The 24,413-nt window shown below is 59.7% G+C and carries 26 protein-coding genes and 1 pseudogene; 18 read left to right on the forward strand and 9 right to left on the reverse strand.

Annotated elements, in window-relative coordinates; genetic code table 11:
• From B7X90_RS09205 to B7X90_RS09215, 3 genes are all read left to right on the forward strand, one after another.
• Positions 1-2,121, forward strand: a 2,121-nt coding sequence (locus tag B7X90_RS09205) for a class I tRNA ligase family protein (protein ID WP_292623786.1), incomplete at its 5' end; no start/stop codon positions are given.
• On the forward strand, positions 2,121-2,639 hold the full coding sequence (gene lspA, locus B7X90_RS09210) for a signal peptidase II (RefSeq protein ID WP_292623790.1): 519 nt from the start codon (positions 2,121-2,123) through the stop codon (positions 2,637-2,639). The genes B7X90_RS09205 and lspA, both read left to right, overlap by 1 nt.
• Entirely contained in the window at positions 2,639-3,052 is a 414-nt protein-coding gene (locus B7X90_RS09215) for a DUF3035 domain-containing protein (protein ID WP_292623792.1), read from the forward strand. Before lspA ends, B7X90_RS09215 begins: the two co-directional genes overlap by 1 nt.
• 52 nt (positions 3,053-3,104) lie before the next feature.
• Here B7X90_RS09215 and ung read toward each other — a convergent pair whose 3' ends face one another.
• Positions 3,105-3,788: a uracil-DNA glycosylase gene (ung, locus tag B7X90_RS09220; RefSeq protein ID WP_292623794.1), complete on the reverse strand. Its 684-nt coding sequence runs from the start codon at positions 3,786-3,788 to the stop codon at positions 3,105-3,107.
• 98 nt (positions 3,789-3,886) lie between these two features.
• On the opposite strand from ung, the gene B7X90_RS09225 reads away from it, so the two are divergent.
• The 4 genes from B7X90_RS09225 to B7X90_RS09240 are packed head-to-tail and all read left to right on the forward strand — an operon-like array spanning position 3,887 to position 7,101.
• The gene (locus tag B7X90_RS09225; protein ID WP_292623795.1) at positions 3,887-5,191 is read left to right on the forward strand and encodes a UDP-glucose/GDP-mannose dehydrogenase family protein; all 1,305 of its coding nucleotides are present in this window, start codon (positions 3,887-3,889) and stop codon (positions 5,189-5,191) included.
• Positions 5,192-5,247: 56 nt separating this feature from the next.
• The gene (locus B7X90_RS09230; protein ID WP_292623797.1) at positions 5,248-5,865 is read left to right on the forward strand and encodes a ribonuclease D; all 618 of its coding nucleotides are present in this window, start codon (positions 5,248-5,250) and stop codon (positions 5,863-5,865) included.
• 25 nt (positions 5,866-5,890) lie between these two features.
• Entirely contained in the window at positions 5,891-6,538 is a 648-nt protein-coding gene (gene lptC / locus B7X90_RS09235) for an LPS export ABC transporter periplasmic protein LptC (RefSeq protein ID WP_292623800.1), read from the forward strand.
• Between the two features lie 17 nt (positions 6,539-6,555).
• Positions 6,556-7,101 carry an LptA/OstA family protein gene (locus B7X90_RS09240; protein ID WP_292623831.1) on the forward strand — a complete coding sequence of 182 codons (546 nt, stop codon included), beginning with the start codon at positions 6,556-6,558 and terminating at the stop codon, positions 7,099-7,101.
• Positions 7,102-7,113: 12 nt separating this feature from the next.
• Here the strand turns inward: B7X90_RS09240 and B7X90_RS09245 are convergent, their stop codons facing one another.
• The 4 genes from B7X90_RS09245 to B7X90_RS09260 form a co-directional block, all read right to left on the reverse strand.
• Positions 7,114-7,818: a hypothetical protein gene (locus tag B7X90_RS09245; RefSeq protein WP_292623802.1), complete on the reverse strand. Its 705-nt coding sequence runs from the start codon at positions 7,816-7,818 to the stop codon at positions 7,114-7,116.
• The gene (locus tag B7X90_RS09250) at positions 7,815-9,206 is read right to left on the reverse strand and encodes an O-antigen ligase family protein (protein WP_292623833.1); all 1,392 of its coding nucleotides are present in this window, start codon (positions 9,204-9,206) and stop codon (positions 7,815-7,817) included. The genes B7X90_RS09245 and B7X90_RS09250 overlap by 4 nt, the downstream gene beginning before the upstream one ends.
• 122 nt (positions 9,207-9,328) lie before the next feature.
• The gene (locus B7X90_RS09255; RefSeq protein ID WP_292623803.1) at positions 9,329-9,586 is read right to left on the reverse strand and encodes a hypothetical protein; all 258 of its coding nucleotides are present in this window, start codon (positions 9,584-9,586) and stop codon (positions 9,329-9,331) included.
• Between the two features lie 335 nt (positions 9,587-9,921).
• Positions 9,922-10,194 (reverse strand): hypothetical protein, encoded by a 273-nt coding sequence (locus tag B7X90_RS09260; RefSeq protein ID WP_292623804.1) that lies wholly within the window; start codon positions 10,192-10,194, stop codon positions 9,922-9,924.
• A 176-nt stretch (positions 10,195-10,370) separates the two neighbouring features.
• On the opposite strand from B7X90_RS09260, the gene B7X90_RS09265 reads away from it, so the two are divergent.
• A protein-coding gene (locus B7X90_RS09265; protein WP_213503901.1) for an IS5 family transposase occupies positions 10,371-11,167 on the forward strand; the annotation gives its coding sequence in 2 pieces (ribosomal slippage) (positions 10,371-10,709 and positions 10,712-11,167; 795 coding nt in all).
• Here the strand turns inward: B7X90_RS09265 and B7X90_RS09270 are convergent.
• The 3 genes from B7X90_RS09270 to B7X90_RS09280 all read right to left on the reverse strand — a co-directional run bounded on the left by B7X90_RS09270 (position 11,129) and on the right by B7X90_RS09280 (position 14,458).
• Complete coding sequence (locus tag B7X90_RS09270) at positions 11,129-12,076, reverse strand: nucleotidyltransferase family protein (protein ID WP_292623806.1); 948 nt, start codon at positions 12,074-12,076, stop codon at positions 11,129-11,131. The genes B7X90_RS09265 and B7X90_RS09270 overlap by 39 nt on opposite strands.
• A 92-nt stretch (positions 12,077-12,168) precedes the next feature.
• Positions 12,169-13,971, reverse strand: a complete 1,803-nt coding sequence (locus tag B7X90_RS09275) for an ABC transporter ATP-binding protein (RefSeq protein WP_292623808.1) — start codon at positions 13,969-13,971, stop codon at positions 12,169-12,171.
• Positions 13,928-14,458 carry a lasso peptide biosynthesis B2 protein gene (locus tag B7X90_RS09280; RefSeq protein WP_292623809.1) on the reverse strand — a complete coding sequence of 177 codons (531 nt, stop codon included), beginning with the start codon at positions 14,456-14,458 and terminating at the stop codon, positions 13,928-13,930. The genes B7X90_RS09275 and B7X90_RS09280 overlap by 44 nt, the downstream gene beginning before the upstream one ends.
• Positions 14,459-14,601: 143 nt before the next feature.
• On the opposite strand from B7X90_RS09280, the gene B7X90_RS09285 reads away from it, so the two are divergent.
• From B7X90_RS09285 to B7X90_RS09305, 5 genes are all read left to right on the forward strand, one after another.
• A complete protein-coding gene (locus B7X90_RS09285; protein ID WP_292623811.1) occupies positions 14,602-16,491 on the forward strand; it encodes an asparagine synthase-related protein in 1,890 nt (629 codons plus the stop codon).
• A 573-nt stretch (positions 16,492-17,064) separates the two neighbouring features.
• A complete protein-coding gene (locus tag B7X90_RS09290; RefSeq protein WP_292623812.1) occupies positions 17,065-17,220 on the forward strand; it encodes a lasso RiPP family leader peptide-containing protein in 156 nt (51 codons plus the stop codon).
• 33 nt (positions 17,221-17,253) lie between these two features.
• Positions 17,254-18,378 carry a 50S ribosomal protein L11 methyltransferase gene (locus tag B7X90_RS09295; protein ID WP_292623813.1) on the forward strand — a complete coding sequence of 375 codons (1,125 nt, stop codon included), beginning with the start codon at positions 17,254-17,256 and terminating at the stop codon, positions 18,376-18,378.
• Positions 18,375-19,238 carry a hypothetical protein gene (locus B7X90_RS09300; protein ID WP_292623815.1) on the forward strand — a complete coding sequence of 288 codons (864 nt, stop codon included), beginning with the start codon at positions 18,375-18,377 and terminating at the stop codon, positions 19,236-19,238. Before B7X90_RS09295 ends, B7X90_RS09300 begins: the two co-directional genes overlap by 4 nt.
• Entirely contained in the window at positions 19,231-19,512 is a 282-nt protein-coding gene (locus B7X90_RS09305; protein WP_292623818.1) for a PqqD family protein, read from the forward strand. Before B7X90_RS09300 ends, B7X90_RS09305 begins: the two co-directional genes overlap by 8 nt.
• 16 nt (positions 19,513-19,528) lie before the next feature.
• Here B7X90_RS09305 and B7X90_RS09310 read toward each other — a convergent pair whose 3' ends face one another.
• Positions 19,529-20,329: a hypothetical protein gene (locus B7X90_RS09310; RefSeq protein ID WP_292623819.1), complete on the reverse strand. Its 801-nt coding sequence runs from the start codon at positions 20,327-20,329 to the stop codon at positions 19,529-19,531.
• A 226-nt stretch (positions 20,330-20,555) separates the two neighbouring features.
• Here B7X90_RS09310 and rfbA point away from each other — a divergent pair, with 226 nt between their 5' ends.
• From rfbA to B7X90_RS09335, 5 genes and pseudogenes are all read left to right on the forward strand, one after another.
• The gene (gene rfbA, locus B7X90_RS09315) at positions 20,556-21,449 is read left to right on the forward strand and encodes a glucose-1-phosphate thymidylyltransferase RfbA (protein ID WP_292623842.1); all 894 of its coding nucleotides are present in this window, start codon (positions 20,556-20,558) and stop codon (positions 21,447-21,449) included.
• On the forward strand, positions 21,446-21,991 hold the full coding sequence (gene rfbC, locus B7X90_RS09320) for a dTDP-4-dehydrorhamnose 3,5-epimerase (RefSeq protein WP_292623822.1): 546 nt from the start codon (positions 21,446-21,448) through the stop codon (positions 21,989-21,991). Before rfbA ends, rfbC begins: the two co-directional genes overlap by 4 nt.
• Positions 21,988-22,845, forward strand: a complete 858-nt coding sequence (rfbD, locus tag B7X90_RS09325) for a dTDP-4-dehydrorhamnose reductase (RefSeq protein WP_292623825.1) — start codon at positions 21,988-21,990, stop codon at positions 22,843-22,845. Before rfbC ends, rfbD begins: the two co-directional genes overlap by 4 nt.
• Positions 22,838-23,893 carry a dTDP-glucose 4,6-dehydratase gene (gene rfbB, locus B7X90_RS09330; RefSeq protein WP_292623827.1) on the forward strand — a complete coding sequence of 352 codons (1,056 nt, stop codon included), beginning with the start codon at positions 22,838-22,840 and terminating at the stop codon, positions 23,891-23,893. The genes rfbD and rfbB overlap by 8 nt, the downstream gene beginning before the upstream one ends.
• Before the next feature lie 277 nt (positions 23,894-24,170).
• Positions 24,171-24,413: pseudogene (locus B7X90_RS09335) on the forward strand (IS481 family transposase); the annotation flags it as partial.

A 24,413-nucleotide genomic window follows, 5' to 3' on the forward strand; every position in this document is an offset into this window, starting at 1 on the left:
ATTGATCAGCGGATCAAGATCAAAGGCTCCGACCTCGCCGGAACCATCTGCCAGCACCCGATGGCCAACCTCTTCCGTCGCCCCGTGCTTGACACGGGGCTTGGCTCTTCTTCCAGCGCCGCGTCCGAAGGGGAAAGCCCAGCCCCGGATCAAGTCCGGGGCGACGGTGGTGTTGATGTGAACTCGCCGCTGGCGGAGTTCTTCCTGCGCCCGCGTCCGATGCTGCCCGGCGATTTTGTCACCACCGACAGCGGCACCGGGCTTGTCCACATGGCGCCCGATCATGGCGAGGACGACTTTGCGCTGTGCAAGGCGCACGGGATCGAGCCGGTCTTCGCGGTTCAGGGCGATGGCAAGTATCGTGAGGACTGGGCCTGGCTCGGCGGGCAGGGCTCGGTCATCAATCCCAAGTTCAACGCGCCCGATGGCCCGATCTGTTCGGACCTGCGCGAGGCGGGCGGGTTGCTGGCGGCGAGTGCCGACTACAAGCATTCCTACCCGCATTCGTGGCGTTCGAAGGCCAAGGTGATCTATCGCTGCACGCCGCAGTGGTTCGTGCCGATGGATCGTGCGATTGCCCCCTCCGTCGGCTTCGCCGCCACCTCCCCCAGAGGGGTAGGATCAGAGGGTGGCGATTCTCCCCCATTGGGGGAGGTGGCAGCCGGAACGGCTGACGGAGGGGGTACCCTGCGCGACATCGCCATCAAGGCCATCGCCGACACCCGCTTCGTACCCGAAAAAGGCCGCAATCGCATCGGTGCGATGGTCGAAGGCCGCCCCGACTGGGTGCTTTCCCGCCAGCGCGCGTGGGGTGTGCCGATCACGCTGTTCGTGGATCGCAAGACGGGCCAGTATCTGAACGATCCGGAAGTCAACGCGCGCATCGTCGCTGCCGTCATGGCGGGCGGCGTGGATGCGTGGGACGAGGAGCACGCGCAGGAGTATCTGGGCGATAGATACAAGCTCGAGGATTACGAGCGCGTCACCGACATTCTCGACGTGTGGTTCGATTCCGGCTCCACCCATGCCTTCGTGCTCGAATCGGGGCGCTGGCCGGACCTGCAGTGGCCGGCGAACCTCTATCTCGAAGGGTCGGACCAGCATCGCGGCTGGTTCCAGTCCTCTCTGCTGGAAAGCTGCGCCACGCGCGGGCGGGCGCCATATGATGCGGTGCTGACGCACGGGTTCACGATGGACCAGAAGGGCATGAAAATGTCCAAGTCGCTCGGCAACACGATCAGCCCGATTGATCTGATGCGCGATTACGGCGCGGACATCCTGCGGCTCTGGGCGCTCTCGGTCGATTTCACCGAGGATCACCGCATCGGCAAGGAAATCCTTCAGGGCGTTGCCGACCAGTACCGGAAATTGCGCAACACCTATCGCTACCTGCTGGGCGCGCTGGAAGGCTTCAGCGAGGATGAGCGGCTTTCGGTGGCGGAAATGCCGGAGCTTGAGCAGTATATGCTGGGCCTGCTGGGCAAGCTGGACGCCACGCTGCGGCAGGCGGTCGATGATTTCGACTACAACACCTATGTCCGCGCGCTGACCGACTTCTGCAACGAGGACCTTTCAGCCTTCTTCTTCGATATCCGCAAGGACAGCCTCTATTGCGATGCGCCGACTGATCTGAAGCGCCGCGCCTATCGCACCGTGCTCGACACGCTGTTCCATGCGCTCGTCCGCTATGGCGCGCCGGTGCTGGTGTTCACGGCGGAGGAGGTTTGGACCTCGCGTTATCCGGGTGCTGACAGCGTGCATCTGCTGGAATGGCCGGAAGTACCCGCTGTCACGGTGGACGAAGCCCGCTGGAACGAATTGCGCGCCCTGCGCCAGACCGTGAACGAAGCCATTGAACCGCTGCGCCGTGAAAAGGTGCTGGGTTCGGGCCTCGAAGCCGTCGTCACCGTGCCCGAAACCGCACCTGACGCCGATCTGGCAGAGCTGTTCATCACCGCGACAGTAAAGCGCGGGCAGGGCAGTGACGTGACCGTCGAACGCTCAACCGACCACAAATGCGGCCGTTGCTGGCGCCTGCTTCCCGAAGTGACGGAAGACGGCGAACTGTGCGCGCGTTGCGACGATGTCGTGGCGGCAATCGATGCGGAAGCTGCGGCCTGATGCTCACCCGCACGCGTATCGAAGGCCTTGGCCTTGCGCTGCTGGTGGCAGCGCTGGACCGCGTGGTGAAAGCCGTAATGGTCGGGCCGCTGGCTTTGCGTGAGCGTGGGCTGATCGAACTGCTGCCATTCTTCGATCTGCGCTATGCCGAGAATTACGGCGTGTCCTTCGGCATGTTCACCGCCGATACGGTGGAAATGCGCTGGGGCCTGATCGGCATGACCGCGCTGATCGCCACCGGGGTGCTGGTGTGGATGCTGCGCGAAACGGTGCGCGGCGACATTCTGGGGCTGGGACTGGTGCTGGGCGGTGCGGTCGGCAATATCTATGACCGGCTGACCTTTGGTTATGTGATCGACTATGCCGATTTGAACATCGGCGAATGGCGTCCGTTCCAGATATTCAATCTTGCCGACGTGGCGATCACGTTCGGTGTCCTGATACTGCTTGCCCGCTCGTTCAAATCGCGCGAAAAGCCTGATGAGAACGGCGACAATTCCGCCACGGAGAATGCATGATGCGTAAAGCTGCCGCCCTTGCCCTTGTCGTCTCGGCGGCGACTCTTCTGTCGGCCTGCGGTGGCGGCGGTTCGCTGTTCAACCGCGATCGGCCCGATGAAATGGCCGTGACTCGCGCCGCGCCGCTGATCGTTCCGCCCGATTTCGCGCTGGTTCCGCCCAGCCCCGGCGCGCCACGCCCGCAGGATTCGGAAACCGGCAAGCAGACGCTCGAAACGCTGTTCGGCGGCCCCTCGGCGCGTTCGAGCGTGGAGACTGACACGATCAACCGCTCTGGCACTGCTGCCGCCTCGATCCGCTCCACCGTGGGCGATCCGGGCACGCAGACGGTGGCCAAGGGGCAGGTCGTGCGCGATATCCTGTCCGCGCCGGAAGGTGATGGGCAGGCCGCAACGGCTTCGATTCCGGGCTGATCCAGCCGCTATTGGTTCACGGAAAAGCCCCGCTTTGGCGGGGCTTTTTGCGTTATACCTGCCAGTCTATAGTTCCCCGCCCGTGGCTTTCCAGAAAGGCATTGGCCTGGCTGAAATGCTTGCAACCAAAGAAGCCGCTGTAAGCCGATAGCGGGCTGGGATGCGGCGCTTTCAACACCAGATGCGGGCCATCGGCAAGGCCGGGCACCCGCGCGGCCTTTTTCTGCGCATGACTTCCCCAGAGCATGAACACGGTCGGCTCGGCGCGCGCAGCAACGGCGGCCACGGCGGCATCGGTGAACTGCTCCCAACCCCGGTTCTGGTGCGATCCGGCATTGGCGGCTTCCACCGTCAACGCATTGTTGAGCAGGAGCACGCCCTGTTCGGCCCAGCGGGTCAGGTTGCCGTGGGCGGCACGCGGCAGGCCAATATCGCTTTCCAGTTCCTTGTAGATGTTGACGAGGCTTGGCGGCACCTTCACCCCGTTCTGGACGGAAAAGGCAAGGCCGTGGGCTTGTCCGGGGCCATGGTAGGGGTCTTGCCCCAGGATCACCACGCGCACTGCATCCAGTGGTGTGGTCTCCAGGGCCGCCAGCCGCGTGCCGCGCGGTGGATAGATCACTTTACCAGCGCGCTCCTCTGCCTGCAGAAAGCCACCCAGTGCGCGCAGAGGTGGCGATTGCAGCACGGGTTCAAGCGCCGGGCGCCAGCTTTCGGGCAGTGAAGTGTCAGTCATGGTTTCGCAAGGTTAGCCGCTTAGGACGCCCACTCGCAAGCAGGGTTCCGGTTTTCCGGCACGCTTGCTAACAGCGTCGTGCTGTACGGAGTGTTCGAATGAAGATCGCAATGGTGGGCTCGGGCTATGTCGGGCTTGTTTCGGGGGCTTGCTTTGCCGATTTCGGGCATGATGTGGTCTGCATCGACAAGGACGAAAGCAAGATTGCCCGCCTGCTCGATGGCGTGATGCCGATCTATGAGCCGGGGCTGGCCGAACTGGTGGCCGCAAACGTGAAGGCAGGGCGGCTCTCGTTCTCGACCGACCTTGCCAGCGCTATTCAAGACGCGCAGGCGGTGTTCATCGCGGTGGGTACGCCCTCGCGACGGGGCGATGGCCATGCGGATCTCAGCTATGTCCGCGCTGTGGCGCAGGAATTGGCAACCAATATCAAGACACCGACCGTGGTCGTCACCAAGTCTACCGTGCCAGTGGGGACGGGTGACGAAGTGGAGCGGATCATCCGCGAGAGCGGCACACAAGTGCAGTTCGCGGTCGTCTCAAACCCCGAATTCCTTCGCGAAGGTGCGGCTATTGGCGATTTCAAACGGCCTGATCGTATCGTGATCGGTGCCGAGGAAGACTGGGCGCGGGGCGTAATGAAGGAAGTCTATCGCCCGCTGTTCCTCAACCGTGCGCCGATCCTGTTCACCTCGCGCCGCAGCAGCGAATTGATCAAGTACGCCGCCAATGCTTTCCTCGCCACCAAGATCACGTTTATCAACGAGATGGCGGACTTGTGCGAAAAGGTCGGCGGCGATGTGCAGGACGTGGCGCGCGGCATCGGGCTTGATGGCCGCATTGGCGGCAAGTTCCTTCACGCTGGGCCGGGTTATGGCGGATCGTGCTTCCCCAAGGACACACTGGCGCTGCTCAAGACTGCCGAGGACTTTGGCAGCCCGGTGCGGTTGGTGGAGGCTGTGGTCAAGGTCAACGACAGCCGCAAACGCGCGATGGGCCGCAAAGTGATCGAGGCACTGGGCGGCGATGCACGCGGCAAACGCGTGGCGCTGCTCGGCCTGACGTTCAAGCCCAACACCGACGACATGCGCGATGCGCCATCAATTGCCATTGTGCAGACACTGCTTGATGGCGGGGCCGAAGTGGTCGCCTATGATCCCGAAGGAATGGACGCTGCCGCAGCGATGATGCCCGGAATCCGCATGGTCGGAAACACGTATGAAGCCGTCGACGGGGCCGATGCCGTGGCCTTGGTGACGGAATGGGATGCTTTCCGCGCGCTCGATTTCAACAAGCTCAAGAGCCTTATGAACGCGCCGGTGATGGTCGATCTGCGCAATGTCTACGATCCAGCCGAAGTGCGCGCCGCTGGCTTTGCCTACAGCAGCGTGGGAAGGGTGTGAGCTGGTTGCAGGCAGTTGCGCTTGCAGCCACCGGCCTGACCGCCTAAGCGACAAGGATGGCCGTACATTTTCATGAAGAAGATCTGCCCGAAGGCGTGCTTGCGCCCGGGCCGGTTGCTGTAGACACCGAAACGATGGGGCTGATCACCCCGCGAGATCGTCTGTGTCTGGTGCAGATTTCCGATGGCAGAGGGGACGAGCATCTCGTCCGCTTTTCGCCCGGAAGCCCGTATGCCGCACCGAACCTCAAAGCGGTGCTGGCTGATCCTGAGCGGGTGAAGCTCTATCACTTTGCGCGGTTCGATTTGGCTGCGATCGAGCACTATCTTGGCGTGGTTGCAGCACCAGTGTTCTGCACCAAGATCGCATCGAAGCTGGTGCGCACTTATACAGATCGACACGGGCTGAAGGATCTGGTGCGCGAATTGCTGGGCAAGGAAATCTCCAAGCAGCAGCAGTCCAGCGACTGGGGCGGGCCGGTGCTTTCGGATGCGCAGCAGGAATATGCCGCTTCGGACGTGCGGTATCTTCACGCCATGCACACAATTCTTATCGAGCGGCTGGAACGCGAACGGCGCACCGCGATGGCGCAGGCCTGTTTCGATTTCCTGCCAGTGCGCGCGCGCCTCGACCTTGCCGGTTGGGCCGAGCAAGATATTTTCAGCCACGCTTAAGGTTGGCAGAGGCAAGGCTTAGCCGATGACTGTGCAGGCTGACGTAATCCGAACACGGCGACGCGGCTTTGCAGCGCCTGGCGGGTTTCATGACCGTCTGGTGCAGTTTCTCGCCCGCGCGTTGCCTGCGGCGGTTGGCGCGCTGCTGGCGGTTATGATCATTGCCCCGATCTCTCCGCGCGGCGAGATCAGCTTTCTGCTCGACAGGCGAAAGGTGGCGGTGCTTGAGGACCGGATGAAGGTTTCCAGCGCAATGTATCGTGGGCTGGACGATGAAGGGCGCAACTTCTCGATAACGGCGGGGTCGGCGGTGCAGCGCACGAAGGCCCGGCAACTCATCGAACTGGACCAGTTGACCGCCCGTATCTTGCTGGATGATGGCCCCGCGCAACTGACGGCGGGCAATGGTGACTACGACTTCGGCAATGAGATCGTCGATATCATAGGGCCGATAAACTTCCAGACGTCGGACGGCTATCGCATGACCGCGACGAATGTTGACATCGATCTGGGCTCGAAGCGGCTCAAAAGCCGCGGCCCGGTGGAGGGGCGCATTCCTGCCGGCACTTTCTCGGCCGACAGGATCAGCGCCGATCTTTCGGACCGCACGGTAACCCTTGACGGAAATGCCCGCCTGCGCATGGTGCCGGGCCAGATGAAGATGCCCCAATGACAAAGGCAGCCAAGCGCATGACCATGTTCGAAACGATCCGTGCCGCCCGCCCGCTGCGGTGGGGTACGCTTGGCTTTGCCGCATCGGCTGCGTTGATCGCCGGGGGGCAGCATCTTTCGGCGCAAGGCATTGCCAACCATAATAGCAAGGCGCCGGTGAACTACGCCGCTGATCGCATCGAGGTGCAGGACAAGGCCAAGCGCGTGGTGCTTTCCGGCAATGTCGATATCAACCAGTCGGACCTTCGGCTGCAGGCGGCGCGGACGACCGTAGCCTATACCGACGCTGGTGATATCAAGATCGACCGCATCGATGCCACCGGCGGGGTGCAGGTCAATCGCGGATCCGAACAGGCGCGTGGGGATGTGGCGGTCTATGATTTCAACCGCAATGTCATCACGATGACCGGCAACGTCGCGCTTCGCCGTGGCACCGATACGCTGAATGGCGGTCGGCTGGTTATCGACCTCGATTCGGGACTTTCCAGTGTTGATGGCAAGTCCGGCGGGGCAGGCGGAAATGGCCGTGTATCGGGCACATTCAAGGTCCGCGACCGGGACTGAACTGCGCAGCGTTCAGTCTTTCCTGCGGCATTTGTCCAGCAATGGCGCGTCGCCAGCGAAGCCTTTTTCAAGGTAGAGTCTTTTTAAGACCGTTGCGGTTTGACAATCGATCACTGCGCCGCGCCTAAATCCGGCATTTACAGTGGTCGCCATATTCGGGCTGAATCCAGATACGGCGGCTCGCATGAATGCTTTGGTCCAATAGCCGCCAGTGACAAGCGAATCAGCCATCGCCTGACGGCCCGCTTGCGTTGACACCAGATTATCCGTCATGCCCTTGAGCGGGGTTTGGTCGTCCTGCAAACCATAAAGCGCGGCCAGCCGACGCGCCGCTTCGGTGTGATCACCCGCTGTCAGGGCTATGTCATACATCGCGCGCTGAGCTATCGGATCGCGCCAGCCGCGCAGTGCGGCGCGCTGGATGGCCAAGCCGCTGCCCTTACGATCTCCATTGCGTTCGAGTGCCACGGCAAGGAACGTGAAGCTTTCGGACGGAACAGGGCTGCGTTCGACCAATCGGCGCGCTTCGGCTAGCGCTGCGGGAGGGGGGGCTGAGCGTACGCTGGTGACGGTTATCTGCCACTGCGCAAATGAACGAAACGGCGGCGGCACTAGTGGCGCAAGAAATGGCTGGCGCCTGACTGACCGATCAATTTGCGCACCAACTGCGCACAGCGCGAACACCACCATTAGGCAGGCCCAAAGGTTGCGGATCATGCGGTTGCCCCTTCATTGTGCGCTGGCGTTTGGGCAAACCGGACCGGCGGTGCGAGCAGGATCACAGCAAATGCAGCCATGCAAAGCATTGTCTGGTTACGCAGCGGAAAATCGAGCAGCGATTGCAAGGCTGATGCTAGAAGAATGCCGCCGCCTGCCAGCGCCTGCCAGCGCCGGCGCTCGTCCTGCATTGCGGCCCATCCTGCGCTGAGGGCCCAGATGCACCAAGCAGCGAGTAGTATCAAACCAAAGGGGCCAGCTTCAATGGCCAGTTCTAGGATTTCGTTATGCGCCCTGCCTGCGCGACGGATGCTGATATGTTCAAGCGATTCATCGACTTGGTAGACCTCGTCAAAATTGCCCATTCCGGCACCAGCCGGCCAGAATCGTTCGGCCGAGTAGCGCGCGTTCTCCCAGATTTCAGGGCGACGCTGCGTATCTTCCTCAAAGCGGGCAATGACTGTGTCCAGTCTTGATCCGGGAATGGCAGCGACACTCGCAAGGCCCAGCGCGGCGGCTGCGGCCAAAATTATGCCGACGCGACCCATCCGTCCAAACGAAAGGTCCTGCTCTTGGCCAGGGCGTTTGGCTTGTGATCGCTGAGAAAACGTTCGCAGAAGAGCCAATGAAAAGGGGAGCGAAAGCAAGGTGATGCCCGTGCGCGACTGGGTCAGCACGACAGCAACGACCATGAGAACGCCACTGAGAAATTGAACTGTCCACCGTGGCGAGAGTAAACGTTGCGGCGGGAAGCAACATACAAGCAATAGCAGGCAGGACACTAAAAATACCGCTACGGAATTGCGGTTGGCAAAGAAGCCGAATAGCACACCTGGCAGCGGATTTTCCGGATAGAGCAAACCAACCTGATTGGTGCCCATTACTTGAAACGCACCTAGCAGCACGCTGGCGACACCTAACGCGACGTAAGCGACTGCGATGCGCTGTCTGGCGTCTTCTGACAGGAATACACCAGCAGCGACAATGGTTACTGGAACAACTAGGCCTATCAATGCGACGAGCGTCCGCGCAGAGTTGACAGTGACGGCACGCCAGCCTGGCGCGCCAAACATATTGACCGCTTCGCTCACCAGTTCGCGCCCTGGCAACGTAGTCCAGACTGCTGGAGGCAAGGGGACGAGTTGTATCGCAGGAAGGGCGATGGTGGCGATGACAAGTGCGACCAATCCCTTCGGGGCCTTGGTGACGAAGCCCCATATCACGTCACCGTTAAAGGCGAGGACCGCAAATGCGATGAGTTGCACAACTAGGTTTGATAGCCCGTAGGCAACACCTCCGCCGCCTAACAGACATGCGGCCACGACGATCGTCAAAAGCAGGTTGGGGAGATTTTTAAGCATATTCGCGTGATTGAGCGGTGGACGCACCAACGTCAAGCTGGATGCTTACGAAGTGCGGTAGACGCACCAGCAAGCGCCGCAGCATCAGGCAAGAAAAAACCCGACCGCCTTACAGCGACCGGGTCTTTTGAAACGCTTAACTGATCAAATCAACCAGCGCCGTTCGTTCCGTTGTCAACAGCCTGCGAAACACCATAGGCAGCTGCGCCAACTGCGATCACAACAAAGATCCACAGGAACGGCAGGAGGTTGTTGTCAGCGTCAACCGACGTAGTAGCGCGGCTGGCCGTATAGCTGGCAGCCGGATAGACCGACGAGCTGCTGGCACGGGTGCCGGCTTCAGCAACAACCGGTGCGGCCATCAGGGCCGTGGCGGCGAGCGCCGAGGCAATGCGTGCAATCTTCATGCTCAAATCTCCTAAGCAGTATCGCTTCCGTGTACCGCCCTCTCGCTCGCCCGAATACCGCAATGCAAAATGATTCGCAACAAAAACTACGTGTTAACCCTGATTTGAATTCCAAAACGGGTTTATGCGGTCGCGCCAAGCAAGAGACTTTTGGCCACATTGGCCAGCAAAAGGCTCATAATTTTCGTATGTTGCACGGATATGACCATTTTTGCCGAACAGTCAGGTTGTGCCAATTTGGATTTTGCGCTGCAACTTAAATGGCCCTTTTGAGGGTAGATATTGCCGGATAGCAGGGCCACCCAGATGCAGAAACTGCGGTGGGCATATCGAGTTCAGCTTTTGCGAAGCCAGCGTAAAGTTTCAACTTCGCGCAGGACACCTTCGGGATCTTTGGTGGCGCGACGGGCTGAAAAATAGGCCGTGCCGCGCTGGACGAGCCAAAATGGGTACGCGATCCAGCGCAATGGGTTATCGCCCTTGACTCGCATAAGTCCGGCCAGTTTCAGCGGGGCAGGGGTCAACGCAGCCTTGATTGCGGCCGTCCAACCGGGAGTCTGCCCTTTTCGCATCGAAATCCCGCGCAGCATCGAGGCATGTTCGGCCAAGCTTTCATCGCGCAAAAGGGCGGCGGTGCAAACCGGCAGATGTTCCAGCGTCTGATCAGGCACTTCGCGAAGGTGTTCTGGCACCCAAACTGCCCCGTAGGTCATTGCGATGCTTGCGATTAGGTTTCGTGGACAAAGCTTGACTGGGGACTCGGACCTTGATTCAAGGCTGGCTTTTGGAGGCGGCCTTGGGCGAACGGATCGGCGTTACGGACGAAGAGTGGGAAGTGATCGGGGCGCTGCTGCCGCCTGAACGGGGGCGAGGCTGCCGCCCGGCACAGGATAACCGTCCCTATTTTGAAGGCATGATGTGGATCGCGCGAACCGGCGCGCAGTGGCGACACCTGCCGGACGAGTATGGCAAGTGGAACAGCGTCTTCCGGCGCTATCGACGATGGGTCACGACGGGCGTGTTCGATGCCATGCTCGAGACGCTGGCCGAGCTGGCAGGGCGCGATACCGCCGCCGACATGATCGATAGCACTGTGGTCCGGGCACATCATTGTGCCGTCGGCATAAAAAGGGGACTCAACAAACCGAGGCGCTTGGTCGATCGCGCGGCGGCTTCACCACCAAGCTCCACGCCAGGTGCGATGCCAGAGGTCTCCCGCTCGGCTTCGTGCTGACACCGGGACAGGCGCACGATGTGCAGGGCTTCGCTCCGCTGTTCCGCATGATAACCGATCGGATCGAGGCCTTCCTGGCTGATCGGGGATACGATGCCGATGCGATCCGCGAGGAAATCGAGGCCGCAGGCGCCGAGGCGGTGATCCCGGCCAAGGTCAACCGGCGCGACCCCGTCCCGCACGACCGCGCCAAATACAAATGGCGCAACCTGATCGAGCGCCTGTTCAACAAACTCAAGAACTGGCGGCGCGTTGCGACCCGATACGACAAAACCAAGGAATCCTACCTTGGCTTCGTCGCGCTCGCCTCAGTCAAACTCTGGATACCCTTTGTCCACGAAACCTAGTTGCAGGGCGCGTTCCAGCCCCATTTCCTTGGCCTGTGCAATCAAAAGCGGCCAGTCGATCGCGCCGCTTTGCGCGGCAAAGTGGAGATCGGCCAGCGTGATCGGGCCATTTTCGAACATGTGGTGCAGTGTGGCGTGCTCTACCAGATGGAGAAAGTTTGCGTGCATCGATGGCACGCGTACACGATTGCCAGATATTTCGAGCGTTTCGGCCTGTTCGAACACCATTTGCACCAGCTTTGGTTCACCAGCCCAATCGCGAGCGTTCAACCGGTGATGGATCTCGATGCTGATACCGTGCTTCGTGTCGAGCAATTCCGGCAGCTGGTGCCCGAAATCCAAGCCATAGTATTCTGCCCATGGAGCAAGTTCATAACGACCGCAGGCGATCATCAGCCGTTGGGCTTGCTCTGCCTTGTCCGCGGGAACCAGTAGGTCAAGATCACGCAACGGGCGCAGTCGTGCATCAGGATAGTCCTGATAGGCCAAACGGACGCCTTTAAGGGCGATGGTGGGAATATCATGGGATTTCAGGAACGAAACGGCGTCGGTCAATGCGATCATGTGCCCAAAGGCGGACATCGTCAGCCGCCGACGTTCATCCACCATGGCATCACGGCACTCTTCGGGCATAAGCGCGAAGCTGTCTGCCCGTTGCAGGGCGCGGTCAAGCAGTGCCGCGACCCGCTTGGGAATGGCCTGTTCCACCAGATCATACCAGTGGTCTTCGTCAAGAGCGGCAAAGTCTGCCGCGTGATCGCTCTCCGGCGCGGCGCACAGGCGCAACAGCAATTTTGCCGAAGGTGTGATCGACACAGAAATTGAGGCAGGGGCGCGGGCCGAAGCAGCGTTGGTGGACACGGCTGTCCGGGCAAGGTGATCTTTCAACTCGGTTGCTTCACGGCTCACGGACATGGCTTTCAGAAGCCACGACTCTATGGGTTTTGTGCCGTTGCGTAAAGGTCGGTCGACCTGCAATGCCATAGGTAAGGTTGCGAGGGCTATTGGCTGCGTTCCTTGCTGATACCGTCGGCCTTGATAGTACCGCCGGAGATTCGCACGATACGGTCTGCGATATCCTCAAGCGCACCGCCGTGGGCGATGACGAGCACGGTGCAACGCTCACGCAGGGCGAGGACCGTGTTGGCGATTGCTGCGTCGTTTTCCCGATCGAGCGCGTTGGCGGCTTCATCAAGGATCAGCAGTTCCGGCGCACGCAGCATGGCGCGGGCGAGGATCAGGCGTTGGCGTTCTCCGCCAGAGAACTGGTGGCCGTGCTCGCCCACTTTGGTGTCCAGCCCGTGCGGCAATTGCAGAACGAATCCAGCTGCGGCTTCTGCCAGTGCAGCGTGCAGGGCTTGATCATCTGCGGTGGGATCAGCCCACAGCAGGTTGTCGCGCACCGTGCCGCTGAACAGGATCGGCACTTGCTGAACGTAAGTGACGCGTGACCGCCATGCGCGCCGCAGGGTAAGCTCAAGAGGCTGGTCATCAAGCAGAAGTTGGCCTGAATCCGGTGTTAGAAGGCCACCGATGACATCGGCCAACGTGCTCTTGCCTGCGCCTGACGGACCGGTTAGCGCGGTGATTGTGTGAACGGGCAAAACGATACTTACGCGATCCAGCGCGGGCCGGGCGCGACCTTCGAACTGCACCGTCACATCGCGCAATGCGATTGAGCGGGACACAGGGGGCAGTGCTATCGTGCCGGAAAGTTCCGGTTCGCGAGCGGCTTCGGCGCTGGCGATCATGGTGGTGGCGGCTTCCACGGCGGGGCGGGTATAGGCGATGTCCTGAAGGCAGCCTTGCAGTGTGAGCAAAAGGGGCAGGCCGCGCGCGAACAGCGCGATCATTGGCAGCATCCCCATGACATCAAGCTGCCAGTATTCGAGTGCTATCCACACGATAAGCGCAAGGAATGCCGCGTTGCCGACCTGCATTGCCAACTGGCCGAGCTCGTTGTCACGCAGAAAGCGGCGTTCGGCCTGGTGCAGGGACATGAGTTCGCGTCGCAGGCGGTCTTCGGTGCGCCGTTCCGCGCCAAAGCTCTTGATGATGCGCAGGGCAGACAAGCCTTCGGTGAGTTCTGCGTGGATGCGATCATAGACTCCGTCCAGTGCGACGCCGAGACGATGCGCCCGGCGGCGCATTCCCCGATAGGCAAGGATAACCAGCGCCCCGCCAACCAGCGCACCTGCCGTGAGCCGGGGCGAGATGGCCAGCGATGCAGCGCCAACCCCGGCCAGCGTGATGATCGTGACCCCGGCGGTCAGCAAGCGCTCTATGCCGTGGCCGACTCGATCAATTGTGGTGAGGAGCAGATTGGCGTTGCCTGCCTGCCGCATACCGGAAAGTACACGCCAATCGCAGTGGAGCAGGGCACGCCACGCGCGCAGCCGCAATCCGTCGATCAGATCGCGCTGCACACGCAGACCGACCAGCGTTCGGGCGAGATTCAATGCACCTCGCATTGCGATCAAGGTGACAAACAGCGCCAGCATTCGGCCCAGCGCTTCCCGGCCGCCCAGCCACACCGCTATCTCGCCAAGCAGGCCGGGAGCAGATGCGCCGCCAGTCATCACCGCAAGAATGGGCACCAGCAGGATCAGGCCAATGCTTTCCGTCGCCGCTGAAGCCAGCGACAGCACCAGCAGAAGCGCGGCGCGGCGCTTGTCGATCTGGCTGGCAACGATCTGGAAGGCGGTGTTCAGCGGCTGGTTCCGGCTATGGAAGGGGAAGGGTTCTGGGTGGGATAACAGGTCAGGTGTGCGGTGGTTGATCGCCGAACCTGGCGAAATCGGCAATATCCCCTCCGGTCACGATGACATCTCCAGCCGACAGCCATGCGTGGGCAAGCAGGATACTGTCTTGCCCCTGCTGCGCCTCCCGCTTCATGCCGATGCTGATGCGTGAAGGAATGCCCCTCGCGGCAAGCCAGCGGCGCCCGGCAAGGCATTGCACAAGGCAATCAGAGCGCCATGGCACGCGCGGCGCGGCGATGGCAATGGCCTTGGCCACCCGGCTGATATGCTGACACTGCCGGTCATCGGGAACGAAGCCGGATGGCGATTGTCCAAAGTCAGGAATGCCAAGCTGGCGCACTGTCTTGCGGGATAGCAGAATGCGAGCGTGGGCGAGTTCTGCGGTGGCACGCACGATATCGAGCGCACGCGCAGGGCCGGCTGCCACCAGAACCGGCAATTCACGCAGCACGCGGGCGGGCGGAACTTTGACCTGAGCCGGGCGCTCCAGCCTCGGCTTTGTGGCGTCTTCGGGCGCGGGGTCTGGCATCGGTGAAAGCTGGTCCGGTCGCATGATCCGTGACGATCGCGGATACATCGGCCTTGCTAATGGTCCAGAGGTGGTGAATCAATCCCCGCGCCTGTGGAGGGCATTTTGGGCTATGGGGTCCGTTCCCGTTTCGGAGTGTGCAATTGAGCGGATTTGCAGCGATCGTTCGTTTTGACGGGCGGCCGGTAGATGAAGCGGCGATCCGGCGGATGACTGCGGCGATGGATTTCCGCGCGCACGATGGCATTCATCATCACATCGGTGAAGCGGTGGCGCTGGGCCATTGCGCGTTCCACACCACGCCTGGTTCTGCCGAAGCGCCGCAGCCCTGGTTGAGCGCGGATGGGCAGCAAGGCATTGTGATGGATGGATGGCTTGCCAATCCAGAGGAGTTGCGCGCGGAACTTGAAGCGCGGCGGGCAAGCCTGCGCAATCATTCCGATAGTGAGTTGATCCTTCACGCCTACGACCAGTGGGGCGATGATTGCGTCAACCACCTGGAGGGCGAATATGCGCTGGTGATCTGGGACGGGCACCGCCGCCGCGTGCTGTGCGTGCGCGATCACATCGGCATGAGGCCGCTGCATTGGCATTGGGATGGCGTGCGGTTGCTCGTGGCGAGCGATGTGGCAGGTGTGTTGGGCGCGGAGGATTTCCCGCAGCGCGAGAACGCCTATCGGATGGCAGAGAACCTGACGAGCGAGTTCTATTCGCGAGACGAAACGGTATGGGCCGGGATCATGCGACTGCCACTTGCGTCGGTCTTGCTGGTCGACGCGTCGGGACCGAAAGAGCGCGAATACTGGACGCTGCCGCTGGATCTGAAGATCCGCTACAAGCGCGATGAGGACTACTACGAACACTATCGCGAACTGCTGATGGACTGCGTGCGCCGGGCATCACGCTCGCAAGTGCCGATCGGCTGCGAAGTGAGTGGCGGACACGATTCCTCGGCAATCTTTGCGTTGGCAAGGCGGCTGAAGGAATGCGGCCGGTTGCAAGCCCCCGATGCGCTGGGCTTTACCCTGTCAGGCATTCCCGGAACGATTTCTGACGAGATCGAGTATGCGCGCGACGTGGGGCGGTTTTTTCACGTCGCAATCCATGAAACCCCCCGCACTTGCCCCGATTTCGCATGGTTCGAACAGAACATCGCCATGGACCGCGACATGCCGTTCTTCCCGAATGCTCAGTCCATGTTCGCCGAAGCGGAGATGGTGCGTGGGCATGGCTGCCGGGTGCTGCTTGATGGCGAAGGCGGGGACGAATTCGCCGGGGGTTCGGCCTATTTTATCTACGAGGCGTTGCGCGACGGGCAGTTTGGGCGACTGGCACATGAACTGCGTTTGATGGGGCGACGCAATGGAGTGCGGCATGTGGCGCATCGCCTGTTCCGCTACGGCTTGCGACCGATGGCTCCAATCGGGTTCGATGCGGCTATGCGCTATCTTCACCGGCGCCGAGAACCGTGGCCAGACTATCTTGGCAAGGGACCGCATTGGGCTGCCCGCCCTCTGCGGGATGAACTGGCGCACCGGCGCGAACGTTTCCGCATGGACGACGAGGTGTGGAAAATTCGCGATCCATCAAAACGCAGGCTATGGCGCGATCTGCGCGATCCGCTTTATGATGCGGTGCGGGATTTGAGTGCCCGTATGCTGGCTCGGTTGGGTGTGGAAATGCGCACGGCGATGTATAGCCGCCGTTACTTCGAATTCATCAGCGCCCTTCCCGAAAGTATCCTCTACCGGGAAGGATACGGGAAGCATGTCCACCTTCAGGCGCTGCAAAACGATCTGCCACGCTCTGTTCTGGATCGCCGTAGCAAGGCCGAATTCAGCTTCACTTTCGAACGTCAATTGGAACAACTCACGCCACTGTTCGAAAAGGAGATCCCGGCGGCGGCTCCGGCTGAAATCTGCCTGGATGGTCTTGCGGCACTTTGGCGAAACTATCGCGAAACCGGAGAGGGAATCTGGGAGTTGTGGCGCATCTTCGGCTGGTATCGGCTGAAGGCGCAGATGGCCATTTAAGGGGTCAGGCAGGCACGGCTAGGCCGAACTCCCACATCTAGATATTCCGGGCACGGGACACACCGCTCTATCGGCGGCTGGACCACTATGCGCGCGGTTGCCGAATGGACCGGTTCCAGCGCATTGCCGCATTGCAACAGGGTGACTCATCGAATGGGGCTTTTTGGCAACCGGAGCGGCTTGACGGACGAATCATGCGCTGGTGGCCGAAGCTACAATGTCCGAACCGGGCTCAAAAATACCATTAGATTAAACGAAATAGTAATTGTGGCACATAATCAATATGCTGTTCGATATAAACGAAAGATAATATCTATCCGATCTTGAGAGAATATCGTGCAATGTATGGGTCATCGATAAACGCATATTATTCTTATTAATCATTGATTTGTGCCTAGCGCATTGCGATTTTCACGGCATTGGCCCTGTCTTGTGCGCTGCAAAAAATGTTGCCCAAAATGGTGTTGTCGTTTACTTCAACGTTAACGCTGTTCTTGGCGCATGAGTGACCTCGTCGATCAACCGGCAAAGTTATTCGACTGGAATCAAAGCGCTTTAGCTTGGAGAATTGATGTGACCGACCGTAACTCGAACGCACGCAACGCCTCTGACCGTCGCACGTATGCGCGTCCTGCGCTGACTGTCTACGGTTCGGTCCGTGAACTGACCGGCGGCATGTCTTCGTCGGGTTCGGACGGAATGCTCATGCTCAACATGATGGGCGTCTGATCAACTTCCATTGATTTGTGATAGTGCTGGCCGGTGTCTGATACACTATCCGAACACCGCGGCTACCTGGTCGACAAACGTCGCATTGCCCGATACGGCGATGCGATTGACCGGGTAGTATCCGCGGGTGATACTGTAGTCGATCTTGGATGCGGCTTCGGTATTCTTGGGCTGATTTGTCTTAAAGCCGGTGCTGCAAAAGCCTTTGGCATCGATGCCACAGACGCCATCGATATTGCACGCGAAACCGCACAACGCGCCGGTTTTGGTGAGCAGTACCATTGCATACATGATCAAACCTACCGGGCGCAGCTGCCTGAAAAGGTAGACGTGCTGATCTGTGACCACGTCGGATACTTCGGCGTCGACTACAGTATCGTTCACCTGATGGCAGATGCGCGCCGCCGCTTCCTGAAGCCCGGTGGCCGGATGATCCCTGAGCGTCTTGGCCTATACTTGGCAGGCGTTCGATCTGACAGCTGCCGCCAGATGCTGGACAGCTGGGAAACGGCTGACGTTCCGGGCGAATATGCCTGGTTGCGTAGTTACGCTGTAAATACAAAGCACGCTGTCGATCTTGTGCCGACCGATATCGCCACGGATCCGGTCATTTCCGGCCATATCGTGCTGGGCGAAGATGCTCCCGAAACGCTGGCCTTCAAGGCAACGCTGCAGATTGCCGAAGACGGTGTTCTTGATGGCATAGGCGGTTGGTTCAATTGTGATCTGGGCGGTGGCGTCAGCATGACGAACTCTCCGCTGGCACGCGATGCGATCTGCCGTCATCAGATTTTTCTGGGCTTTGACCAGCCGCTGCCGGTCCACGCTGGAGACGCAGTGGACGTTTCGGTGCGCCTGAGTCATCGCAATGGAATTATTGCCTGGAGCGTCCGTGATCCGGCAACTGGCAGGCTGCAGCGTTATTCGAACTGGGCAGCCATGCCCATGTCGGCAGGTGAACGATTAAAGCCCCACGTGGCACCGCGCCAACTCAACGACCGCGGGCGCGCACTGGCGATTGTGCTTTCCTACATCGACCAAAGCCAGACGGGTCTGGAGATTGAGCAGGCGGTTCTGCGTGATCATCCGACGCTTTTCCCCAGCGCCGACGAGACAGCCCGCTTCGTGAAGGACGTCCTGGCGGACTATACGGCATGACCTATACACTTGCGTGGCGTCCGGCGCAGGTGATGGAAGATGTTGCAGAAGCGCCCTTTGACGTCTGGCGTGACGATGATGGCACGGCATCCACCATGTTTCATCGAACCCCGAACGGCTTCCTTGTCCGTTTTCTGGATGGCGGCGATTTCGCAATCGATCTTGTTGCGAAGAAGATCACCTGCACGCCTGTTCCTGACGTTTCCGAAGACTACGTCCTCAATCTTTACAGCAACCAGATCTTGCCGTTGCTGTGGACGTACAATGGAACGCCAGTCCTCCATGCCAGCTGCGTAGTCATAGATGGCGGTGCTTATGGCTTTCTTGGCCGGAGTGGGCGCGGAAAATCAACTTTGGCAGCCGCATTTGCCCGTCAGGGCCATGCATTTTTGACAGATGATGGCATGGTCATCGAAGCGGATGGCGACTGCTTGTCGGTACGTCCGTATCTGGCTTCCGTTCGTCTTCTGCCTGACAGTCAGGGCGCGCTCCTTGGGGATGGCGCAGTCGATGTCGACGAGGACGATGACTGGACGCCGAAAGTTCGAGTCCCGGCCAGCGCCTTGATTCCTCATGCAGATGAACCGGCACCATTGAAGGCAATCTATGTACTGGAAGAGCCGGTATCAGATGAAGCCGTGTTCAGAGCTTTGTCCGTGCCGGCTGGCATTGATGCTCTGTTGCAGCATTCTTTTCTACTGGATTCGCACGACAAGGTGAGGGTCCGCACGCATTTCAAGGCTATGGCTGAATTGGCAGAAGCCTACCCGATGTTTGCGCTCGATTATCCGCGCGACTTTGATCGGATCGGTGAAATCGTTTCTGCAATCACCTCACACGCAAGACAAAGGGATGTCTGAAGTGGAATTGACTGAAACCATCACGCTATCGGAAGATGTTGTTGCTCGTGAAGTGGGCGAGGAGACCATGCTTCTCGATCTGGCGAGCGGAACCTATTTCGGCCTGAATCCAGTTGGCGGGCGTTTCTGGCAATTGATCGAAGAAGGTCGCAGCGCTGCCGAGGCACGCGATTTGCTCCTCGAAGAATTCGATGTTTCGGCAGATGTGCTTGATGCCGACCTTTCGGCTTTGCTTGATGAACTGGCCGCAAAAGGCCTGATTGCCGCCGATTGAGCAGTATCAGGCGAGGTCAGACAGCAAGTTCAATGCCTTTGATCTCGGCAAGCTCTGGCACGTTGAACAGCTTGGCCCAGTTGCGTGGCTGTACAAGCTCTGAGGTGCCCTCGGGGATGTAGTGGAAGAACAGCAGATCGCAAAAAGTCCTGCCCCGGGCGGGCGGGATAGGATCACGCCAGTGCCACTGGCTCGCGCCTGAAAACAGCAGAGCATCGCCCGGCTCCAGCGTCAATGTGTGCACCGCGTGATCGGCGCGGCCCTCTTTTACCGCGCGCCATTCATCGACCAGATCGTCACTCGTTTCAGGCCAGTCAATAATGGACGTGAAACTGATGGGCCATGGATCGCTTTGATCGACGCAAATGTCGAAAGTCCACTTCGCCGATGGCGTGTCGAGGTGCGTTTCACAAACGCCACGGCGTGAATAGAGCGAGAGAAAATTATAGCACGGTTCCAGCCGTTCACCCGCAAGCTCGGAGACCAGACCGGTGATTTCAGCTTGAAGCGCAGTGAATGGCGGCCAATCGTGTACGACCAGTCTCCCGAACTTCTCGAGTTCATGGAATTCCAGTTGTTCACGCGGTATTGCGGTTATGGCTTCCTTGATCGCTGCCCGTTTTGCATTGTCGAGGAAGGCCGAAACATAGCGTACTTCATATGAAGGGTCTGTCTTGAAGACCTGCATTGCAGCGTTGAATTCTGCCAACCGGCCGGGCGCAACACGGGCTATGACGGCTTTTGCCTCAAAATATCGCCGCAGCCAGAGAGAATCGTACCAGCCAAATGAAAGCGGATCGACAACGGGTTCCTGCATGGTCGATGGATAGCATCGCAGGTGCTTCACGTCACGCAGATTTGCCGCACCTGCACACGCTCATTCCTCCAACTAGTGGTTGACCTCGGAAGTCTGCGCTGCAATGCAGCAAATGAACGGATTTGGACCAGTTTGCACTGCACGTGACTCGATGTCGTTTTGCAAGTCTGCAGGTCTGGGCGGGCGACCAATTCAATTGGGAGTGTTATGAATCGTGACCGAAACGATGGCTGGCAAGACTCGCCGGGGTATCATTCTTGCGGGAGGCTCAGGCACCCGGCTCTACCCGCTGACACGCGGCGTATCGAAGCAGTTGATGCCGGTATTCGACAAGCCGATGATCTATTATCCGCTCAGCACGCTGATGCTGGCTGGCATCCGGGATATCCTGATCATCACGACCCCTGAAGATGCTGCGCAATTCCAGCGTGTTCTGGGTGACGGTTCGGCATTCGGTGTGTCGTTGAGCTATGCGGTCCAACCCAGCCCCGATGGCCTTGCGCAGGCTTTCCACATTGGCGCAGATTTCGTTGCCGGTGGGCCAAGCGCGCTCGTCTTGGGAGACAATATCTTTTACGGTCACGGGTTGCCGGAATTGTTGCGCTCGGCCAGTGAGCGCGAGGCTGGTGCCAGCGTATTTGCATACCGGGTAAACAATCCCGAAGCCTATGGGGTGGTGGCATTCGACGAACAGGGTGTCGCCAGTTCGATCGAGGAAAAGCCCGCGCAACCCAAGTCGAACTATGCGGTTACCGGGCTGTATTTTTACGATGAGACGGTGGTTGACCGGGCACGCGATCTTAAGCCTTCGCCGCGTGGCGAACTGGAAATCACCGATCTTAACCGCCTCTACATGGATGAAGGACAGCTTTCGGTTGAGATCATGGGGCGTGGCTATGCATGGCTCGATACCGGTACGCACGGATCGCTGCTTGATGCTGCAACTTATGTGCGCATCACTGAAGAGCGGCAGGGCTTGAAGATCTGCTGCCCTGAAGAGATCGCGTGGAGGCAAGGCTTCATCACCGATGCCGAACTGGAAGGCATCGCTCAGCCATTGCGAAAATCAGGATATGGCGAATACCTTATCCAGTTGCTCTCGCAGAAGGGTTCGATGTGAAGATCATCGAGTGCGAAATCCCCGGTCCATTGATCATCGAACCACGCGTTTTCGGTGATGATCGCGGCTTCTTTTTTGAAAGCTGGAACGCGGGCGCCTTTGCCGAAGCTGGCTTGGATCTGACATTCGTTCAGGACAACCAGAGCCGGTCGCAAAAAGGTGTGCTGCGCGGGATGCATTTTCAGAACCCCGGCCCGCAGGGCAAACTGGTGCGCGTGACGCGCGGCGCAGTTTTCGATGCTGTAGTTGATCTGCGGCGATCCTCGCCCACGTTTGGCAAGTGGACCGGGGTCACGCTCTCTGCCGAGAACAAGCGCATGTTCTGGGTGCCCGAAGGCTTCGCCCACGGATTTCTGACGCTCGAAGATGATACAGATTTCCTCTATAAATGCACCGCGCCCTATGCGCCGCAGCATGAGGCGAGTTTGGCATGGGACGACCCCACCGTGGGCATTGACTGGCCGCTTGAAGGGATCGAGCTGAAGCTCTCTGCCAAAGACGCGACAGGCGTATCACTTGCGGATGTGAAGGCTTTCACGTGAAGGCCCTGGTCACCGGTGTGAATGGGCAATTGGGCAAGGCCTTGCTTGCCATGCGCCCCGAGGGCTGGACCTGCGTTGCGCTTGATCGCAGTGCGCTGGACCTTTCAGATGTCGATGCGATTGCGCGCGTCGTTGAAGCGGAACAGCCCGATCTGGTTCTTAATGCTGCGGCCTATACCGCAGTGGATCGCGCCGAGAGCGAGCCTGAGCTTGCTCACGCAATCAATGCCTATGCGCCTGGTGCTTTTGCCAAGGCGCTGACCGGTTCCGGCAAGCGCTTAGTGCAGGTTTCTACCGATTTTGTGTTCGATGGCTCCAGTGGCCGGGGATACCGGCCAGATGATGTTCGCAACCCGCAATCGGCTTATGGCGCGAGCAAGGCCGCAGGTGAAGATGCTGCTGGCAGCGATGCCATCATTGTGCGCACCAGTTGGGTCTATGCTGCAGGAGGCGCCAACTTCGTGCGGACGATGCTGCGCCTGATGCGAGAACGCGACAACTTGAACGTGGTTGCTGATCAAATCGGGACGCCCACATGGGCAACGGGCCTTGCCGCTACGCTCTGGGGGCTTGCCACCAAGGACCAGCCGGGCATTTACCACCACCGTGACGCAGGCATCGCCAGCTGGTACGATTTTGCCGTTGCGATTGCCGAGGAAGCCCATGCGCTCGGCCTGTTGGCACGCCTCCCAGTAATCACCCCAATTGCTACGGCGGACTACCCAACCCCGGCAAAGCGCCCCTCGTTTTCGGTGCTGGATGTTTCGGCCACGCGCAGCCTGCTGGGGGATGGCCACGTCCATTGGCGCGAAAACCTGAAGACCATGCTCAAAGAGGAAAAGGCCCTTGGCTAATCTGCTCGTCACCGGCGGTGCCGGCTTCATCGGCGGCAACTTCGTCCACTATTGGGCCAAGCAGCATCCTGACGATACGATCATCGTGCTCGATTGCCTGACATATGCGGGCAACCGCTCGACCATTGCCGGGGTTGAGCAGGCCGAACTGGTGGTTGGGGATATTCGCGACACCGACCTTGTCGAAAAGCTGCTGCGTGACCGTGATGTGCAAGCGCTGGTCCACTTCGCGGCCGAGAGCCATGTGGATCGCTCGATCACAGGGCCAGACGCCTTTATCGACACCAATATTCTTGGCACCAACAGTCTGCTAAAGGCTGCGCGGAAGGTCTGGCTGGACGGCGGCAGCGGGCGCGAGCACCGCTTTCACCATATCTCGACCGATGAGGTCTATGGTTCGCTTGGTCCGAACGATCCGGCCTTCTCGGAAACGACGCAGTACCAGCCGAACTCGCCCTATTCAGCCTCGAAAGCCGCGTCCGATCATCTGGTGCGCGCCTATCACCACACTTATGGGCTGGATGTCACGACAACCAACTGTTCGAACAACTACGGCCCGTATCACTACCCGGAAAAGCTGATCCCGCTGTTCGTGCTCAATGCGCTCTCAGGCAAGCCGCTGCCGATTTACGGCGATGGCATGAATGTGCGTGACTGGCTCTATGTCGAGGATCATTGCCGTGGCATCGAAGCAGCGCTGAAAAACGGCAAGCCGGGCGAGACTTACAACATCGGCGGTGGCGAAGAGTTGCCCAACATGGCCGTGATCGACCGCATCTGTGCCGAAGTCGATCGTGCGTTCACGGAAGTCGAGGGCCTTGCCGAGCGCTTTCCCGACGCCCCTGCCGCCAAGGGTCGGGCGACCAGCGAACTCAAGACGTTTGTCGAGGACCGTAAGGGCCATGACCGCCGCTATGCCATCGACGAGAGCAAAGCGCGGGCTGAACTCGGTTACATTCCGCAGCACGATTTCGAGAACGGATTGCGCAGCACGTTGCGCTGGTATCTGGACAACGAAGATTGGTGGCGGCCGCTTCAGGAGCGTTGAAGCTGTTTTTCGAAATGACGAGGAGTCGGTAGAGGCTTTCACGCAAGCCTTCAGTGCCGACACCTCGTGTAATCATTTTCCGAACGCCTCAGAGAGAGCCAAGATAGTCGGCAACCGCATCGCGAGCATTTCGGTTTCGCCGATAGAGCAATCTTGGCACTTTTAGGTGTTTGGTCCCGGCCTTTGATGGTGCATTATCCATGCAGGAATGGAAGGATGCACTATGGGACAGATTCGTCACGGCAGCGCCCGCACGACATAGGCAGTCCGTCGAGCGATACAGCATAGTCAAGAGAGCCTGAAGGTTCTGTCCAAGCGTTACGGGATCAACCAGAAGACCGTCGCCAAGTGGAAGAAGCGCACCGCAGTCAGGGATCTGCCGACGGGGCCGAAGGATGCCCATTCGACGGTTCTGGGTATCGAAGAGGAGGCGATCATTGTCGCCTTCCGCAAGCACACCCTGCTACCGCTGGATGACTGCCTCTATGCCTTGCAGGCGACGATCCCGCACCTGACGCGC

The organism is Novosphingobium sp. 17-62-19, assembly GCF_002256775.1.
GTDB lineage: Bacteria > Pseudomonadota > Alphaproteobacteria > Sphingomonadales > Sphingomonadaceae > Novosphingobium.

Bases quoted from the DNA above. Each gene is read 5' to 3' on its own strand.
- B7X90_RS09300 (WP_292623815.1), top strand. From the start codon at position 18,375: ATGACCTATACACTTGCGTGGCGTCCGGCGCAGGTGATGGAAGATGTT.
- lptC (WP_292623800.1), top strand. From the start codon at position 5,891: ATGACTGTGCAGGCTGACGTAATCCGAACACGGCGACGCGGCTTTGCA.
- B7X90_RS09215 (WP_292623792.1), top strand. From the start codon at position 2,639: ATGCGTAAAGCTGCCGCCCTTGCCCTTGTCGTCTCGGCGGCGACTCTT.
- B7X90_RS09310 (WP_292623819.1), bottom strand. From the start codon at position 20,329: ATGCAGGAACCCGTTGTCGATCCGCTTTCATTTGGCTGGTACGATTCT.
- B7X90_RS09305 (WP_292623818.1), top strand. From the start codon at position 19,231: ATGTCTGAAGTGGAATTGACTGAAACCATCACGCTATCGGAAGATGTT.
- rfbA (WP_292623842.1), top strand. From the start codon at position 20,556: ATGGCTGGCAAGACTCGCCGGGGTATCATTCTTGCGGGAGGCTCAGGC.
- ung (WP_292623794.1), bottom strand. From the start codon at position 3,788: ATGACTGACACTTCACTGCCCGAAAGCTGGCGCCCGGCGCTTGAACCC.
- B7X90_RS09225 (WP_292623795.1), top strand. From the start codon at position 3,887: ATGAAGATCGCAATGGTGGGCTCGGGCTATGTCGGGCTTGTTTCGGGG.
- B7X90_RS09230 (WP_292623797.1), top strand. From the start codon at position 5,248: ATGGCCGTACATTTTCATGAAGAAGATCTGCCCGAAGGCGTGCTTGCG.
- B7X90_RS09240 (WP_292623831.1), top strand. From the start codon at position 6,556: ATGACCATGTTCGAAACGATCCGTGCCGCCCGCCCGCTGCGGTGGGGT.
- B7X90_RS09280 (WP_292623809.1), bottom strand. From the start codon at position 14,458: ATGCCAGACCCCGCGCCCGAAGACGCCACAAAGCCGAGGCTGGAGCGC.
- B7X90_RS09245 (WP_292623802.1), bottom strand. From the start codon at position 7,818: ATGATCCGCAACCTTTGGGCCTGCCTAATGGTGGTGTTCGCGCTGTGC.
- B7X90_RS09255 (WP_292623803.1), bottom strand. From the start codon at position 9,586: ATGAAGATTGCACGCATTGCCTCGGCGCTCGCCGCCACGGCCCTGATG.
- lspA (WP_292623790.1), top strand. From the start codon at position 2,121: ATGCTCACCCGCACGCGTATCGAAGGCCTTGGCCTTGCGCTGCTGGTG.